This window comes from Sphingomonas sp. SUN039, assembly GCF_024758725.1.
Taxonomy (GTDB): Bacteria; Pseudomonadota; Alphaproteobacteria; order Sphingomonadales; family Sphingomonadaceae; genus Sphingomonas_O.
Map to the genome: position 1 here is coordinate 716,958 of NZ_CP096972.1, position 16,241 is coordinate 733,198.

Annotated in this window: 17 protein-coding genes and 1 tRNA gene; 6 read left to right on the forward strand and 12 right to left on the reverse strand. The window is 64.2% G+C overall.

Going from position 1 to position 16,241, the window contains the following annotated elements:
- Window positions 1-146: 146 nt before the first annotated feature.
- Genes M0209_RS03570 through M0209_RS03580 form a run of 3 tightly spaced genes read right to left on the reverse strand, consistent with a single transcriptional unit; the run spans window position 147 to window position 3,831 of the window.
- Window positions 147-1,127, reverse strand: coding sequence for a HupE/UreJ family protein (locus tag M0209_RS03570; protein WP_258886930.1), 981 nt, complete (start codon window positions 1,125-1,127; stop codon window positions 147-149).
- Window positions 1,127-1,942, reverse strand: a complete 816-nt coding sequence (locus M0209_RS03575; RefSeq protein ID WP_258886931.1) for a peptidylprolyl isomerase — start codon at window positions 1,940-1,942, stop codon at window positions 1,127-1,129. Before M0209_RS03575 ends, M0209_RS03570 begins: the two co-directional genes overlap by 1 nt.
- A complete protein-coding gene (locus M0209_RS03580; protein WP_258886932.1) occupies window positions 1,939-3,831 on the reverse strand; it encodes a DUF3604 domain-containing protein in 1,893 nt (630 codons plus the stop codon). Before M0209_RS03580 ends, M0209_RS03575 begins: the two co-directional genes overlap by 4 nt.
- 175 nt (window positions 3,832-4,006) lie before the next feature.
- Between M0209_RS03580 and M0209_RS03585 the strand changes: the two genes are divergently transcribed.
- The gene (locus M0209_RS03585; protein ID WP_258886933.1) at window positions 4,007-4,390 is read left to right on the forward strand and encodes a hypothetical protein; all 384 of its coding nucleotides are present in this window, start codon (window positions 4,007-4,009) and stop codon (window positions 4,388-4,390) included.
- A 105-nt stretch (window positions 4,391-4,495) separates the two neighbouring features.
- Here the strand turns inward: M0209_RS03585 and M0209_RS03590 are convergent.
- The 4 genes from M0209_RS03590 to M0209_RS03605 all read right to left on the reverse strand — a co-directional run bounded on the left by M0209_RS03590 (window position 4,496) and on the right by M0209_RS03605 (window position 7,037).
- Window positions 4,496-4,572: transfer RNA gene (locus M0209_RS03590), tRNA-Pro, on the reverse strand.
- Window positions 4,573-4,622: 50 nt separating this feature from the next.
- On the reverse strand, window positions 4,623-4,880 hold the full coding sequence (locus tag M0209_RS03595; protein ID WP_258886934.1) for a hypothetical protein: 258 nt from the start codon (window positions 4,878-4,880) through the stop codon (window positions 4,623-4,625).
- Between the two features lie 64 nt (window positions 4,881-4,944).
- Window positions 4,945-6,339 (reverse strand): M20/M25/M40 family metallo-hydrolase, encoded by a 1,395-nt coding sequence (locus M0209_RS03600; RefSeq protein WP_258886935.1) that lies wholly within the window; start codon window positions 6,337-6,339, stop codon window positions 4,945-4,947.
- A 110-nt stretch (window positions 6,340-6,449) separates the two neighbouring features.
- The gene (locus M0209_RS03605) at window positions 6,450-7,037 is read right to left on the reverse strand and encodes a hypothetical protein (protein ID WP_258886936.1); all 588 of its coding nucleotides are present in this window, start codon (window positions 7,035-7,037) and stop codon (window positions 6,450-6,452) included.
- 283 nt (window positions 7,038-7,320) lie between these two features.
- Here M0209_RS03605 and ettA point away from each other — a divergent pair, with 283 nt between their 5' ends.
- Window positions 7,321-9,000, forward strand: a complete 1,680-nt coding sequence (ettA, locus tag M0209_RS03610) for an energy-dependent translational throttle protein EttA (RefSeq protein ID WP_258886937.1) — start codon at window positions 7,321-7,323, stop codon at window positions 8,998-9,000.
- A gap of 27 nt (window positions 9,001-9,027) precedes the next feature.
- Window positions 9,028-9,615, forward strand: coding sequence for an energy transducer TonB (locus M0209_RS03615; protein WP_258886938.1), 588 nt, complete (start codon window positions 9,028-9,030; stop codon window positions 9,613-9,615).
- A gap of 23 nt (window positions 9,616-9,638) precedes the next feature.
- Here the strand turns inward: M0209_RS03615 and M0209_RS03620 are convergent, their stop codons facing one another.
- A complete protein-coding gene (locus tag M0209_RS03620; protein ID WP_258886939.1) occupies window positions 9,639-10,217 on the reverse strand; it encodes a Uma2 family endonuclease in 579 nt (192 codons plus the stop codon).
- Between the two features lie 127 nt (window positions 10,218-10,344).
- Between M0209_RS03620 and M0209_RS03625 the strand changes: the two genes are divergently transcribed.
- Window positions 10,345-11,064, forward strand: coding sequence for a sterol desaturase family protein (locus M0209_RS03625; RefSeq protein WP_258886940.1), 720 nt, complete (start codon window positions 10,345-10,347; stop codon window positions 11,062-11,064).
- Between the two features lie 4 nt (window positions 11,065-11,068).
- Here M0209_RS03625 and M0209_RS03630 read toward each other — a convergent pair whose 3' ends face one another.
- Window positions 11,069-11,434, reverse strand: a complete 366-nt coding sequence (locus M0209_RS03630; RefSeq protein ID WP_258886941.1) for a DUF393 domain-containing protein — start codon at window positions 11,432-11,434, stop codon at window positions 11,069-11,071.
- A gap of 47 nt (window positions 11,435-11,481) precedes the next feature.
- Between M0209_RS03630 and M0209_RS03635 the strand changes: the two genes are divergently transcribed.
- Complete coding sequence (locus M0209_RS03635) at window positions 11,482-12,252, forward strand: polyphosphate kinase 2 family protein (RefSeq protein WP_258886942.1); 771 nt, start codon at window positions 11,482-11,484, stop codon at window positions 12,250-12,252.
- A gap of 25 nt (window positions 12,253-12,277) precedes the next feature.
- Here M0209_RS03635 and M0209_RS03640 read toward each other — a convergent pair whose 3' ends face one another.
- Both M0209_RS03640 and M0209_RS03645 read right to left on the reverse strand, forming a co-directional pair.
- Window positions 12,278-12,748 (reverse strand): GreA/GreB family elongation factor, encoded by a 471-nt coding sequence (locus M0209_RS03640; RefSeq protein ID WP_258886943.1) that lies wholly within the window; start codon window positions 12,746-12,748, stop codon window positions 12,278-12,280.
- A gap of 10 nt (window positions 12,749-12,758) precedes the next feature.
- The gene (locus tag M0209_RS03645; protein WP_258886944.1) at window positions 12,759-14,738 is read right to left on the reverse strand and encodes a lytic transglycosylase domain-containing protein; all 1,980 of its coding nucleotides are present in this window, start codon (window positions 14,736-14,738) and stop codon (window positions 12,759-12,761) included.
- Window positions 14,739-14,844: 106 nt separating this feature from the next.
- On the opposite strand from M0209_RS03645, the gene dapA reads away from it, so the two are divergent.
- Window positions 14,845-15,720 carry a 4-hydroxy-tetrahydrodipicolinate synthase gene (dapA, locus tag M0209_RS03650; protein WP_258886945.1) on the forward strand — a complete coding sequence of 292 codons (876 nt, stop codon included), beginning with the start codon at window positions 14,845-14,847 and terminating at the stop codon, window positions 15,718-15,720.
- On the opposite strand, the gene M0209_RS03655 is transcribed toward dapA, so the two are convergent.
- The gene (locus M0209_RS03655) at window positions 15,717-16,151 is read right to left on the reverse strand and encodes a hypothetical protein (RefSeq protein WP_258886946.1); all 435 of its coding nucleotides are present in this window, start codon (window positions 16,149-16,151) and stop codon (window positions 15,717-15,719) included. The two genes, dapA and M0209_RS03655, sit on opposite strands and share 4 nt — an antisense overlap.
- Between the last annotated feature and the right edge of the window lie 90 nt (window positions 16,152-16,241).

A 16,241-nucleotide genomic window follows, 5' to 3' on the forward strand; every position in this document is an offset into this window, starting at 1 on the left:
GCGCGCAGCGCGGCGGGGAGAGGGGGTGCGCGGCCATGCCGCGCGCGGCGCGCAGCGCCGCCCCCCTCTCCAAGCTGCGCTAGGCAGCAAGCTGCCAAGCTTCGCTTTCCTCTCCCGCAAGGGGAGAGGAGCCATCTACACGCCTCTCACCCCACCATCCGCGCGATCATCCAGAAGGCGGCGATGCTGCCGATGGGGTAGGCGGCGGCACGGCGGAACATCGCCAGCGCCGGGACTGATGCACGGGCGATAAGGGCGAGCACGGCGAGTGCGGCGACGACGATGGCGAGCTGGCCCGCCTCAACGCCGAGATTGAAGGTCAGTAGTGCCACCGGGACTTCGCCTTCCGGCATCCCGATTTCGGCAAGTGCCCCGGCAAAGCCGAAGCCGTGGAGCAGGCCGAACAGGAAAGCGACGACCCAGGGGATGCGTTCGGAGAGTCGTGGCTTCAAGGGGTCGCGCTTCACCACTTCGACTGCGAGGAAGACGATGGACAGCGCGATGCAGATTTCGACCGGTCGCTGGCTGACGCCGAGGAAGCCGAGCGTCGCACCCGCCAGCGTGATCGAATGCGCGATGGTGAACGCCGTCACCGTGCGCGCCACGACCCAGCCGCCGCCGAGCAGCAGCACCAGCGACAGCACGAACAGCAGATGGTCGTAGCCGCTGAGGATATGTTCGATGCCGAGCACGAAATAGGTGCCCGCAACCTGTGCCGACCCCGCGCGGGCCGCAACTTCTGTCATCGGCGACGTGGCTGTAAGCCGCGCGGCCTGAACCGGGCGGCCGAGCGGCGCGATCCGGACCAGTGCGTCGGTAACGGTCCTGTCGAGGCCCGATAGGCCGACTTTCGCGCCAACCAAGGACTGCGCGCAGTCGTAGCGCCAGTCCGAATAAAGCCAGCCTTCATCGAGGTGACGGGCCGGTGGCGCGGCCTTGCAATAGGCGGGCATCGCCGGGTTAGCGTTCGCCGCAAGGCCGCCCTTTACCGGTGCCTTTAGCCGGACGTGCCAGATGCGCGCATCCTGTTGCGTGATCTCGAGATAGCCGGGCCGGAGTTCGTCGGCCCTGGCTGGCCCGGCCAGCGCGAACGCCGCGATCATTGCGATCCACAGCCACCGGCGCATCAGGGCTTGGCAATCCGGATGGTATAGCCGTCGAGCAGCGCCTGATAGGCGGCGTTCTCGCGCGCGACGCGGTTCGCCTCGCGCCAGTCGTTTTCGACTGCTTTCCGCACGCTGGCGAGCGGCGGCACCGCGCCGGGGGTCAGCTTTCGCAGGCGGACGAGGTGCTGGCCGAATCCCGACGTCACCGGCCCTGCCCAGCGCCCCGGCGGCAGTGCGGCAAGGGCCTTGGCAAAGCCGTCGCCGAACTGGCGGTCAATATCGCCGGACGGCGCGTCATCGAGCTTTGACGGCACCGACAGTGTCTGCGCCAATGTCGCCGGGTCCACGCCCTTGTTTAGCTGCGCGAGCGCCAGCCGCGCGTGTTCGGGATCGCTCCCGACGTAGATTTGGTCGAAACTCAGCGCTGGAGCCGTCGCATAGTCGCGCCGGTGCGTGTCGAGCCAGCTTTGCAGTGCCGCGTCGCCCGGCACCTCGTTTTCCGCCTGCGCCGCAACCAGAAATTCCATTTTCGACCGCATCCGGCGGCGGATGATGATGTCGTCCTTGTCGAGGCCCATCCGTACCGCCTCGCGGTAATAGACCTCATCCTTGATCAGGTCGCGGATCAGGCCGTCGACTTCGGCAGGTGTCGGCTGGCGGTGCCATTGCTGTTCCCATTGTCCGGTCAGCCCACCGACCTGCGCCTCGGTCACCGTTATCGTGCGGTCGGCGACGTCACTGCCACCGCCCCAGACCGCGAAGATCAGCGCACCCGCCGCGAGGAAATGGACCAGCGGCTCGCGTACAAGCCGTTTGGCCAGTTCAATCAGCATCATCCCTTAGGGTGATACCAGATCGGCGAGCTATAGGCGCGCTCCTGATCCTTCAGACGCGTGCCGGGCAGCAATTTCGCCTTGTAGCGCAGCACGTCGAACAGCACCCAGCGCGGTGTCGGGATTTCGAGCACGCGGACATAGTAGAACGCCTTTTGCGCCGGATTGAATTCGGAGTCGGTCCACACCGTCGCCAGTTGCGGCGCGCCGATGGTGTTCCTGTAGCTGGCGGTCGCGATGTCGACGGTATCGCCGACCGGTGTCAGTCTGTCGCCGATAGCTTTGCGCGTTTCGGGACTGCTCCACACGACGTTGAAGATTTTCTCGTGAAGCTTGCCGCCCGCGTCGATCCAGCCCTTGACGATCTGGACACGGTCGAGGTTCGCGCCGATGGGGTCTTTCAGCGCCGAGACGATGAACTTCGGCGCGCCCTTCGGACCGGTCAGGTCGCCGCCCATCGGTACGCCTGCGGCATAGGCCGCCTTCACCCAGTCGCCTTTCAGCGCGTCCTTGCCGAAATCCCAGCCGCCGAAGAAGCGCACCGTCATGCGCGGGCCGGTGGTGGCATAGGTTTCCTTGCGGAGCATCGCGTCGAAGATCGCGCTGCGCGAATTGCCCCGCGCCCAGACCCCGGCATAGCCGCCCGCCAGATATTGCCAGCCGAAGCGCCCCTGCGTGTTCCCCAAATTCTGCGGGGCGGAGGCGCGGGCAGGTCCGGGCTCGACACCCGAATGTTTGCCGAAGAAGTTGTTCTCGTCGCCGGTGGCAAGCCCGGTATGGCTGTCGGTCGAACCGATCAGGCCGAACTTGTACGGGTTGACGCCGGTACGCGCCTCGATGGCAAGGCCGCGCTTCAGCGCTTCGCGGACATAATTGCCGGCCTGCATGTCGGGCGTCGATTTGCGCTGCATCGTCAGATTGCCGATGTCCCACCCGGCTTTCCCGAAATCGGCGAACTCGTCGTTGGGCGAGAGGAAAGGATGCGCCTCGCTGTCACCCTTGATCTGGGTTGCCTCGACCAACGGCTCGTGCGCCGCACGCCTACGCGCATAGGCCGCTGTCATCGGACCGCCGCCGGGGCCGACCATCTCGAACATCAGGCCGTTCGACACATTGCTGTTGTGCGGGATGGCGAGCACCTGCCCGCCCGTCGCCTTGGTATAGGCGTCCATATAGTCCCATAGCTGGCTGACCGGCGTGTCGCCCTGACCCGGATCATAGGGTAGCACCTTGTCCGTCCGTTCCTTGCCGTCGCGGAACATAACGACGCGGTGCAAATTGTCGCCGCGCGGCATCAGCGTGTATTCGAAGCCGATGAACGCGCTGAACTTGCCCGGCTCGTTATAGCGTTCGACGATGCTGCTGTGCGTCGTCCAGATCTTGGTCGTGCGCTTCTTTTGCGCTTCGACATCGCGCAAGGCCTCGGGTAGCGCGTTGCGCCCCGCAAGGTCGATGAGCTCGGCGGTGACTTTCAGTCGCCCCTGCGGTCCCTCGTGCATCGTATCGTGCCAGCGCAGCAGGGTCGGGTCGCGGATGAACAGGCGCGGCGCATCGTACAACGCCTGCGTCGCCCCCAGCCCGCCCGAGTGATCGGCGATGACGAGGAAATCGAGGGGGCGGTCGAGCTTTGCCTTGAGGCCACCGGTCGCGGTCACTTCCTCGCCCCGCGCAAAGCGGAGTGCGTCTTCCGGACCGAGCTTCGCCCCGAAAGCGAACGCATCGACCGAATTGCTGGTGTGGAGATGCGTGTCGCCCCAATAGACCCGCTCGGGATAGGCGGTCAGCTTCACATCGGCATCGGTCTTGCCGTTCATGCTGCCGGTGCGCTGGCAAGCGGCGAGCGCGAGCAGGGCGATGCTAAGGCCCAGCGACGTCTTCATCGGCAGTTTCATTTTTTGCCCCCCATTCGCGCGCCTCCGCTGACGGGAGGATACTGACCAACCCTATAATCGGCTTGTTCCGCGACTGCATAATCGTCTTTTATCGATGCGGTTCGACTATCGCGCCCTGTAATGGCATTAGCAATGCCAATATGATGATCCAGACAGGCTGAACGGGGGAACGGATGTGAGGGTAACGATGCGTGTCGCGGTCGCGTTGGTCGGCTTGTTCAACGTCGTGCTGGGGCTGGGTTTCCTGTTCGACCCTGTCGAACTGGCCGCACGATTTGCGCTCTCCCCGATTGGGACTCAGGGTCTGGCAACAATCCGCGCAGACTTCCCGGCGTTCTTTCTGACCGGGGGAGTCTTCGCGCTGGTCGGTGCGTGGCGCGCGGACTCAAAACCGCTGCTTGTCCCGCTGGTGCTCTTGGGCGTGGCGCTGACGGGTCGCTTTGTAAGCATCGCAATCGACGGCATGGTGGCTACGACCTTACCCCCGATGATCGCCGAAGCCCTGATGATCGTTGTCGTGCTGTTGGCGCGTCGCGTGTTCCTGAAGGCGATCTACTGATCGTCCTCTGCGGAACCGAAATGCGCGCTCGGGTGCGCCGCGCATCACTACAGCATCCGCCACAATTGCCCGATAAAACCGAGTAGGACCGGTTACCCGGTCCAATGGTCGGGGAGACAGGATTCGAACCTGCGACCCTCTGCTCCCAAAGCAGATGCGCTACCAGGCTGCGCCACTCCCCGACACCGGACGCGCCGCGCATAGCGGGCGCAGAAGCAACAGGCAACGCGCCTTACTTGGCCGCCGCATTCCCGCTGGCATTGCCCTCGAGCGCCGCACTGTTCGCCTCGGCACCGGCGTTGGCGACTTCGTTTTCGGCCAGATTGTCGGTCGTCGCCTCAAGTTCCGCCGCCGAATTCTCGAGCGCGGCCCCGGCACTGTTCTCGGTGTCCGCGACATTGGTCGCATCCGGCGCCTTGCCACAGCCAGCGAGAATGAGCAGCGCAGCGGCAGCAAGGCCGGTGGCAACAGCAGTGGCGGTCTTGGTCATGTTGGCGTCCCGAAAATATTTGACTGCCACATAGCGGCCACAATTCGCCAGTCAATCGCGTCGATCATTTCGGCTTGACGAGTGCCTCCGGCGCGTTCGCCACCACGGCGAGCATCGCTGTCCAAGCCGCCACATTCTGGCGCAGCTGCACCGGATCGATGCGCTCCAGCGTGTCTTCGGGCGTGTGGTGATAGTCGAAATAGCGGGTGCCCGACTGGTTGAGATCGACGACGGACACGCCCGCCTTGACCAACGGTTCGATGTCGGCGCCGTCGCCCGCCTTCTCCTTCGAGCGCACGATGCCGAGCGGGGCGAGCGCGACCTGCAAGCGGTCGCCGACCGCTTTCGCACCGTCGGGCAGGGCAACCGCGAAGCGCCACACCCGATCCGCGCCGAAATCGGATTCGGCAGCAAGCGCGTGCGGTTCGTCCTTGTGCGCCGCGAAATAGGCGTCGGAGCCAGCGCCGCCGGTTTCCTCGTCGCCGAACCAGACAACACGGATCGTGCGCCGTGGAGGCGGGCCGTCGAGGAAGCGTTTGGCCGCCGCCGCCGTAATTGCGATGCCCGCACCGTCATCGATCGCACCGGTGCCGAGATCCCAGCTGTCGAGATGCCCGCCGACGACGATCAGGCCTGCCGCCGGATCGGTACCGGGGACTTCGCCGATAACATTGCCGGTTTCGGTCATACCCAGATCGCGGGGCGTCAGCGTCAGGTGCAGCGTGACCGGCTTGCCGCGCTTGACCATGCGCGACAGATTGTCGGCGTCCGAAGTCGAGAGTGCAGCGGCGGGGATGGGCGTCACGCCTTTTTCGAAATTGGTCTGGCCCGTGTGCGGCCCGCGCCCGTGGTCGCTGCCGATCGAGCGGATAATCATCGCCGCTGCGCCCTTTTTGGCGGCGAGATTGGGGCCGACGAAGCGTGCGGAGCCGAAACTGCCGTAGCTCGATCCGTCCTGTGTCGCGACCATGGCGTTCGAGACGAACGCGATCTTGCCCTTGAGACTGCCGTCAGGCGCGGCCTGCAGGTCGCCGAAGGTGGGGAAATAGACGATCTCCGCCGTCAGACCCTCAGGCGGGGTGGCTCCAGAACTGCCGAGCGCGGTGAGCCGGAGTTTTTGGGGGAAGGGGCTGATAACTTCGGCGGTCTCGCCCCCGCGCACCCAGGTCCGCATCTTCGTGGTCTCGATCCGGACGTTCTTGAAGCCGAGCGCGGTCAGCTTGGCCAGCCCCCAGGCGCGGGCGCGCGCCTCTGCCTCGGTCCCGGCCATGCGCGGTCCGACTTCAGTCGTGATCCCCTCGACGATGTCCCAGGCGACCGTGTCTCCTGCCAGCGCGGCATCGCGCATCGCCGCCACCTGCGGGTCGAGCGGGGGAGGGGCTGGAGGTGTCGGCCGCTGGGCGGCGAGCGGGGTGGCGAGGGCTACGGCGAGCGCGATGGGGAGGACGATGCTTTTCATTCGACCTGCCTAACCCGCCCGTCATTCCCGCGAAAGCGGGAATCCAGCTTCTTTTCTTGGCATTCTTGTCGAAGAAGAAGCTGGATTCCCGCTTTCGCGGGAATGACGAATTAGCGAGGCGAATAGCGCGTCGCCGTCCACCGGTCGGAAATGCCGCTGACCTTGGTGTCGATATACCCGTTCGACCGCATGAAGCCGCGGATCGTGCCGTCGGCGACGGTCGCGAACTTGGCCTTGCCCGCGACCAGCCAGACGGGGAGAGCGGCGGCGCGGGCGGCGTCGAGTGTGGCGGAAAGACCGGCCTCATCGAACAGAACAGCCACGATCATGTCGGCATCGGCAGGCGCACCGACAGTCGCGCCGCCGAGCGCCGTCGCGAGTGCGTCGTCCTCGACCGTGCCGAGCACAAACGCGCGCTTGCCGTCCGCAAGGCCAAGCTTTTCGGCCAGTGTCGGTGGCGCTTTCAGCAGCGCCGCCGCCCATTTCGCCGCTTCCGCCGCCCCGAGTTCGAGCGTCAGCGGCGCGCCTGAGACATCGACGACCAGATCACCGCCCTCGACCACCACGCCGGTGATTGCCGTGCGGGGTATTCGCGCGCGCAAATCGCCGCGCAGGATGATTTCGGTCGATTCGAGCAAGACCTTCGCCTCGGAAGTCGCGCCTTGCCAAGTCGCCGTACAGATCGCCTCGCGTCCCATGGGGTCAAGCTACCGCCGCTTTTGTCACGTGGCGAGGGCATGATTGGTTTAACGCGAAGGCGCAAAGGAGAAGGATAAGACGCAAAGGCGTTGCTTTACGCCGCGATAGCGGCACCCAATCCCGTGCTTGAATCTGAAGAGGCGCGGTCGCGCCGGTGTGCACATCTTCGCGTCTTATCCTCCTCCTTTGCGTCTTTGCGTTAAACCCCTTCTTCCCTTCGCATGAGCCAAACGCTATCGGCGCGGCAACCTCCGCAACACCCAGACCCGAAAGACCCGACCGATGGCCGCGCAATACGCCTATGTCATGAAGGACATGACGAAGACCTTCCCCGGCGCGCCCAAGCCGGTGCTGAACAACATCAACCTGCAATTCTATCAGGGCGCCAAGATCGGCATCGTCGGCCCGAACGGCGCGGGCAAATCGACGCTGATGAAGATCATGGCGGGCGTCGACAAGGACTTCACCGGCGAGGCGTGGCCGGGCGAGTACATCACTGTCGGCTATCTGGAGCAGGAGCCGCAGCTCGACCCGACCAAGACGGTGCTCGAAAACGTCAAAATGGGCGCGAAGGAGACCGCCGATCTGGTCGACCGCTTCAACGCGATCTCGGCCGAGATGGGCGACCCCAAGGACGACACCGATTTCGACGCGCTGATGGAGGAGATGGGCACGCTCCAGGAAAAGATCGACGCAGTCGATGGCTGGACGCTCGACAGCCAGCTCGGCGTCGCGATGGAGGCATTGCGCTGCCCGCCGGGCGACTGGCCGGTCGAAAACCTGTCGGGCGGTGAAAAGCGCCGCATCGCGCTCACCCGGCTGCTGATCCAGAAGCCGTCGATCCTGTTGCTCGACGAGCCGACCAACCACCTCGACGCGGAGTCGGTGAAGTGGCTCGAAAACCACCTCAAGGAATATGCGGGCGCGGTGCTGATGATCACCCATGACCGTTACTTCCTCGACAATGTCGTCGGCTGGATTCTGGAAATCGACCGCGGGCGCTATTTCCCGTACGAGGGCAATTATTCGACCTATCTCGAGAAAAAAGCCAAGCGGCTCGAGCAGGAAGACCGCGAGGATTCGAGCCGCCAGACCGCGATCAAGAACGAGCTCGAATGGATCCGGCAGGGCGCGAAAGCACGCCAGACCAAGTCGAAAGCGCGTATCGCCAAGTTCGACCAGCTCGTCGAGCAGCAGAAGAACCGCACCCCCGGCAAGGCGCAGATCGTCATCCAGGTGCCCGAGCGGCTCGGCGGCAAGGTGATCGAGGTCGACAATATCTCGAAGGCGTACGGCGACAAATTGCTGTTCGAGAATCTGTCGTTCACGCTGCCCGCGGGCGGCATCGTCGGCGTTATCGGGCCGAACGGTGCGGGCAAATCGACCTTGTTCAAGCTGATCATCGGCAGCGAAAAGCCCGACACCGGCAGCATCGACATGGGCAGCACGGTGCGGCTGGGCTATGTCGACCAGAGCCGCGACCACCTCGACGACAAGAAGAACGTCTGGGAGGAAATCTCCGACGGGCTCGATTATATGAAGGTCAACGGCCACGACCAGTCGACGCGGGCGTATGTGGGTGCGTTCAACTTCAAGGGCGGCGACCAGCAGAAGAACGTCGGCAAACTGTCGGGCGGCGAACGCAACCGCGTGAACATCGCCAAGATGCTGAAACGCGGCGGCAATGTGCTGCTGCTCGACGAACCGACCAACGATCTGGACGTCGAAACGCTCGGCGCGCTGGAAGAAGCGATCGAGAATTTCGCCGGCTGCGCGGTGGTGATCAGCCACGACCGGTTCTTCCTCGACCGTCTGGCGACGCATATCCTGGCGTTCGAGGGCGACAGCCATGTCGAGTGGTTCGAGGGGAACTTCGACGCGTATGAAGAGGACAAAAGGCGCCGTCTGGGCGATGCGGCGGATCGGCCGACGGCGTTGGCTTATAAAAAACTCACTCGATAGTATTCAGCTTGATACTGTCGGAGAGACATGATGATTCTTGCGATGTTGTTACAGTCTGCACCGTTGGTAGCAGATCCATCGAAGATCAGGCCGGCCGAGAGTCCGGGCACATGGGTTTCCAACGCTGACTATCCACCTTCCGCTCAAAGAGCAGGCATCGAGGGCGTTGTTGGATTCAAGTTGAGTGTCGATCGCGCGGGCAAGGTAACTTCCTGCACAGTTACCGCCTCCAGTGGATCGTCCATTCTGGACGATAAAACCTGTTCCCTGATGATGGAGCGCGCTAAATTTCTGCCGGGCTATGACGCTAAAGGTCGACCGTTCGGTGGAGAGTATTCGTCGAGATTCCGTTGGAGCATCATGAAAAATGCCCCGATAATTCCGTTTGTCGGTACCGTGGGCGAACCCTATCTTTTCACTATGCGTATCGAGGTCAGCGCCGAGGGTGCCATCACGAAGTGTGAAACGCTATCGCCACCGGGCATTCGCGAAAACACCGGCCCGTGTCGCGACATTCTCGCGAGTAAACCAATCAAACCTTATGTTGATGCTGCCGGTCGCCCGGTGCCGAAGGTGCTAATTATACGCCACGAACTGGAAATCAGAGACCAATAGCGCTCAAGCTAACCCCGCAACGCTCAATCGAGCAACGTCTCGGTATCGACCTCCAGCCCCTCGATGGTTGCAGACACCAGCCGCTCGCCGAGCAAAACGTCGAGTTGGCCGTGATACCCGTCCGCGTCAGGATTTTCGTGCATCAGTGCGCGGTTCTCGTTGAGGTCGATCACCCAATATTCCGCAATTCCCGCCGCCGCATACAGGTCCGATTTCCGGCCCAGATCGGTTTCGAGCGTCGAGTCCGACACTTCGATGACCAGCGCGACATGCGCCAAGGGCACCGCGCCGTCGCCGCGATAATCGGTCAGCGTGATGTCGGGTTCGGGCAGCGATCCATCGGATAGCCGGATCGAGACTTCGACTTGCGGACGCAGCGGCGATCCCATGTCTCGCAACGCCTTGCCTAGTTCGAATGCCAAGTCTGTCTTCACCCGCGCGTGGCGGCTCCACTGCGCGTTCATGACGACGATCTCCCCCTCGATCAGCTCGCTCTTCGCATAGTCGTCAAACAGTCCCTGTTCGTGCAGCGCGATGAACTGATCTACCGTAAAGCGGAACGGCTCGGCGGTCGCGGTTGGCGGGCTGAAGGGCGCATTCATGCCGGAAACCTATCACATCGCGCTCGCTATGTAAGGGGGATGGCAGCGGTTGAGGTTTGACCACATTGTGAAGCCGCCCCCGTGATGATAGTCTGCGCCAACCACCGGCCTGTCGGGGAACGCGTCGATGACCACCTACCATTACATCGTCATCGCCCTGTTCGCCCTCTTTGCGCTGGCGGATTTCGTTGGGCGGCGCACCCAATTCCCCGATATCCGCTATTGGCGCATCATGGGTGTCGTCTCGACCATCCTCTATTTCACTATCGCGACCTTCGCGCCGTTCGTGTGGGACGCGTTTTTCGGCGCGCACCAGTTGATCGACGGCTCGGTGCTGCCGTTCTGGGCGCAGGTCGTCGGCGGGTTCCTGATCCTCGAGTTCGGCATTTATTTCTGGCACCGCGCGATGCACGGCTGGGACCCGTTGTGGTGCGCGACACACCAGATGCACCACAGCGCCGAGCGGGTGGACATCTGGGGCGCCTATTATTTCCATCCGCTCGACATGCTGGGCTGGTCGCTACTCGGGTCGCTGTGCCTCGTCTGGATCTTCGGGCTGAGCGCGGAGGCGGCGCTGATCGTCGCGGTGCTGACGACGATCCCGGGCATTTTCCAGCATATCAATATGCGGACGCCGCATTGGCTGGGCTACTTTATCCAGCGTCCCGAAAGCCACCTGATCCACCACCAGCGCGGCGTGCATGCTTACAACTACGGCGACATTCCGCTGCCCGATATGATCTTCGGCACGTTCAAAAACCCGCGCGCGTGGGAGGGCGAGAATGGGTTCCATGACGGATCGACGACGCAAATTCCGGCGATGCTGGCGTTCCGAAAGATCAGCTGACGGGTCAGCGGGCGTCGCGTTCTCGTTTCGCCCAGCGTTGCAGCACGGGCCGGACTTTCAGAAACGCGAGATACAGCCGCTCAAGCGCCGCCAGCGCGACGCCGTTCCGCGCCACCAGCCCCAGCGGACGCAACAGCGGGACCGCGCGCCACATCGCGGCGAAGGCGGCGGCACCGTCGAGGATCGGGCCGCTACCCTCGCGTGCGTGAAACCGTGCAAGCAACAGGTCGCGGTCGATGGGGCAGGCCGCTCCCTCCGGCGCGACATCGACGAACGCGATGGCCCGCGCGCGGTCGAGCCGCCGCATCAGCGCGATCTCGCGGATGCACAGCGGGCAGGCACCATCGTACCAGACTGTTACAGCGGCCATGCCGCACGATATGGAACCTTAACCGGCACCGCGCTAGGCTGTCGCGCATGGCTATCGATCTGAAAGACTTCGAGACCGGCGCGGACTATGCCGGCGACTATGACGCCGATCTGGCGAAGCTGTCGGCGCGGCTGGAGCGCATTCAGGCCGCGCATATCATCCACGGCAAATCGGCGATCATTGCGGTCGAGGGGTGGGACGCTTCGGGCAAGGGCGGGGCGATCCAGCGGCTGACCGCGAGCTGGGATCCGCGCTGGTACGAGGTCTGGCCGATTGCCGCCCCCAGCGAGGAAGAACGCGTGCGCCATTTCCTGTGGCGCTTCTGGAAGCGGCTGCCGGGACGCGGCGAGATCAACATCTTCGACCGCACCTGGTACGGGCGCGTGCTGGTCGAGCGGGTCGAGGGCTATTGCACCGAGACCGATTGGAAGCGCGCCTATGACGAGATCAACGAGTTCGAGGCGCAGCAAAAGGACAATAATGTCACCGTGGTGAAGCTGTTTATGCACATCACGCAAAAGGAACAGGACAAAAGGTTCCGCGACCGCCTCGACGATCCGTGGAAGCGGTGGAAGACGGGGAAAGACGATTACCGCAATCGCGCGCGCCGTGACGACTACCTCAAGGCCTATCACACCATGTTCGAGCGCACCGACACCCGCTGGGCGCCGTGGAAAGTGATCGATGCGAACGACAAGAAAGCCGCGCGAATCGCGGTGATGTCCTATGTCGCGGACCGGCTGGAGGCGGCGGTGGATATGACGCCGAAGGAGGCCGATCCCGAGGTGGTGGCGCTGGCAAAGGCGGCGGGCGTCTAACGCTCCTCCCCTCAAGGGGAGGGGCTTAAGGATAGTCGATCCCGACGACCTCGACCTCGATCTCGCCGCCCGGCAACGCTACCCGCCGCACATCGCCGACTGCCGCGCCACGCAATGCCCGCGCCATGGGGCTGGTCCAGCCGATCCGGCCTGCCGCAGGGTCGCCTTCGTCGGTGCCGACCAGCGTGACGGTGCGTTCGTTGTCGTCCGCGTCGGCATAGGTCACCGTCGCGCCGAACCAGACGCGGCTGTGGTCGGTCTGAGCGGCGGGGTCGACCACGGTCACCGCCTTCATCCGCTTGGCAAGAAAGCCCGCACGCCGGTCGATGGCGCGCAGTTTCTGGCGGCCGTAGATGTAATCGCCGTTCTCGCTGCGGTCGCCGTTGCCCGCCGCCCAACTGACGATATCGACGGTCGCGGGGCGCTCGACCGACATGAGTTGCGTATATTCGGCGCGAAGGGCCTCGAACCCGGCGGGCGTGATGGGGTCGCTCAACCCGCGTGCCTCAACCGGGTACCCGTTTGCCCAGATACATCGACAGCGGCGTCGTGCTCCGCACCCGCGCCTTGGTCGGGTCGATCAGGTCGTACACGACCGCATTCTCCAGCACCCGCTGCACATAGCCGCGCGTTTCGGTCAGCGGGATCGCCTCGATCCATTGCAGGATGTCGATGCTGCCGTTGCGCGGGTCGCCATTGGCGCGCAGCCACTTGTTCACATTGCCCGGCCCCGCGTTGTACGCCGCCACCGCGAGCGGATAGCTGCCGCCGTAGGTGTCCATCAGTCGCGAGAAATACCAGCTGCCCAGCCGGATGTTATACTGCGGGTCGGCAGTCAGCCCGCCCAGGTCGTAGCTCGCGCCGATCTTGACCGAGGTGTCCCGCGCGGTGCCCGGCATCAGCTGCATCAGGCCACGCGCGCCCGCCCGGCTGAGCGCCGCACGGTCGAACTGGCTTTCCTGCCGCGAAATCGCATGGACCATCGTCCAGTTGCCGGCGGCCTCGGCAGGGACCGGCACCACCGGGAATCCGGCGCGGACGTAATCATTGTATCCGTTGATCCCGGCACTGCGCCCGACCATCACCGCCAGATCGGGCCGCGCGATGCGGCTCGCGAGCTCCACCGCCAGCACATGGTCGGCGTCGCTGGTCGCGGCTTGCGCAATCTGGCGGACGAACAAGGTCTGCGTCTGATGGTCGCCGCGCTGGCCCAGGATCTGGACCGCGCGCACGATTTCCTGATCGAAAAAGGCGGCGCGCTGGTTCTGCGAAATCTCGATCCGCGCGGTCATCGGCGGGATGGCAGGTGCGCGCCCGATGCGTTCGGCGGCGAGCTGTCCGTAAAACTGGTCGAAAAGGGTCGCGGCATTGGCGTAATAGAGGTTCGCATCGCTCTGGCGGCCCGATGCCTCGGCGGCGCGCCCTGCCCAGTACAGCCCCTTGGCGCGCGTCTGCGGCGAGCGTGCGGCCTTGGCGTACAGGTCGAACATGCGGATTGCGTCGGCGGGGCGGCCCAGCTTGTTGAGCGCGGTCGTGCCCGCGAGCCAGGTCGCGTTGGTATATTCGTCGCGCTCGCCGATGGGGCGGTCGCGCACGACCGTGCCTGCGGGGTAAGTGTCGTCGACCTGCCGCGCGATGTCGTACGCGGTCTGGAGCTGTCCCTGTGCCGCCGCGTTGCGCGCGACGGCGACGATCACATCGAGCCATTTTTCGGCATCGAGCGGCGGCGCGTTGAGGCGCCGCGGTGCGGCAAGCAGACTCTGCGCGGCATATTCCTGTCCCGACAGGCGCAACCACGTCACGCGGTCGAGCAGGAAGCCGGGATCGCCGGTGGCGCTGGCGGCGACATAGGACAATTTGGTCGCCGCATCCGGCGCTTTCGCCTGCATCGCCACGCGCGCATCGAACTGCGGCTGGCGCACGGGGCTGGTCAGCGAGAGTTGGCGCGCGGCCAGGCTGGTCGCGCGGCTCCACAGCAAGCGCTCCATCCGCGTGTCGTGATCGGCGGTCGACAGCAGGCCCGGCCAGCGCGTGACAAAGCGGCTTTCGTCGTCGGCCGACAGCGCGCCCATCGTCCAGGCGCGTTTGGCGGCAAGTTTTGCTTCGTCGCGACGGCCTATGGCATCGAGCGCTTCGGCATAGCGCAGCCCGCTCGTCGCCGTCGCGGGCGCAAACCGTCCGAAATAGGCTGCAACGAGCTGCGGGTCTTCGGCATCGGTGCGGAGCGCGCGCTCAGCCGATTTGCGGATCGCCGCTTCGCCCGGCCAGCCGGGGTGCGCGACAAGGAAGCGGGCATAGGACGAAAAGGGCAGGGCGTCGGACTGGCGCACCGCATTCCATTCCGAAATCGCCACGCCCAGCGCGGAATCGTTGACGACCGCGAGCGAGCGCGTCGGCGGCGCGGCCATCAAGTCCTGTGCGGCGGCGATCCCGGGCGCGGCGAGGAGCAGGGCGGAGGCGACAAAGCGATACGTCATGCTGGACATGCTGCGACATGCGTCCTTATCAGGCGCTGAACGGTGCGGGCGGGGGTAAATTCGGTTCATCGGCTCGCTATGCCGCAGCGCAACAGGTGCGTGAAGGGAGAAGATCATGTTTTCCGGCTCGATTCCGGCACTGGTGACGCCGTTTCGGGACGGCAAGGTCGACGAGGCGGCGTTTCGCGCGCTGGTCGACTGGCAGATCGACAACGGTTCGTCGGCGCTCGTCCCTTGCGGCACGACCGGGGAGAGCGCGACGCTGAGCTATGACGAGCACTATCGCGTCATCGAATTGTGCATCGAACAGGCGGCGGGCCGGGTGCCGGTCATCGCGGGCTGCGGGTCGAACGATACCGCCACGGCGGTGCGCCATATGGAATTCGCGAAATCTGCGGGCGCAGCTGCGGCACTCGTCGTGGCACCCTATTACAATCGTCCCAATCAGGACGGCGTGTTCGCGCATTATGCGCATCTCGCGGGGCTCAGCGACCTGCCGATTGTCGTCTATAATGTGCCGGGGCGGACGGTAACCGATATCCAGCCCGAAACCATGGCGCGGCTCGCCGAACTTCCGACGATTATCGGTATCAAGGATGCCAGCGGCAATATGGCGCGCATCGCCGCGCACCGGCTGAGCTGCGGAACAGATTTCTGCCAATTGTCGGGCAATGACGACATGGCGCTCGCCTATAATGCGGCGGGCGGCGTCGGGTGTATTTCGGTGTCGGCGAACGTCGCACCGAAACTCTGTGCCGAGTTTCAGGCGGCATGCGCGGCGGGCGATTATGTGCTCGCACGCGATCTCAACGACAAACTCTATCCGCTTCATGATGCGCTGTTTTCGGATGCCTCGCCCGGGCCGACGAAATACGCGATGGCCAGACTGGTCGACTGGATGACGGACGAACTTCGCCTGCCGATGACCCCGCCGTCGGCGGCGTCGCGCGCCGCTATCGATGCGGCACTCGACTGGGCCGGTCTCGCCTAACCGACGCGGCGCAGTGGCTCCATCGGGCGAGCAAAGTAGCACGCCCAGACATATCGCCATGGCACAATGAAAAAGGCGATCACGATGCCGATGCAGTCGACGAACAGCGACTCGATGTCCGCCGTCCAATGGCCGGTGAGCCAGGCGCGCAACGCGATCAGCGTGAGCCAGACCGTCTTCCACGCGATTTCGTAGAGCATCAGGGGCAGCATCTGCATCGGATAGCGGACGCCGAGCAGGCTGAGCAGCGCCAGTGCCGCAAGCATCGACTTGGCCAGTCCGCGCATCACAGGCCAGTCGGTCGATTCGAACAGCAATTGCGTCCAGACGACGCTGCCCATGACCAGTGCCATGAGCAGAAAAAGGAAACGCATGGCATTGATGCGCCATAGGGCGACCGGTGGCAGTGCGATCTCGCGATCCGGATTCATGCGTTTTCCCCGCCATGTTTATGAACAGTGTGTATTAGTGACATAATACAATAACACGATCAACCGGCGGGCGCCATAAATCGACCGTGG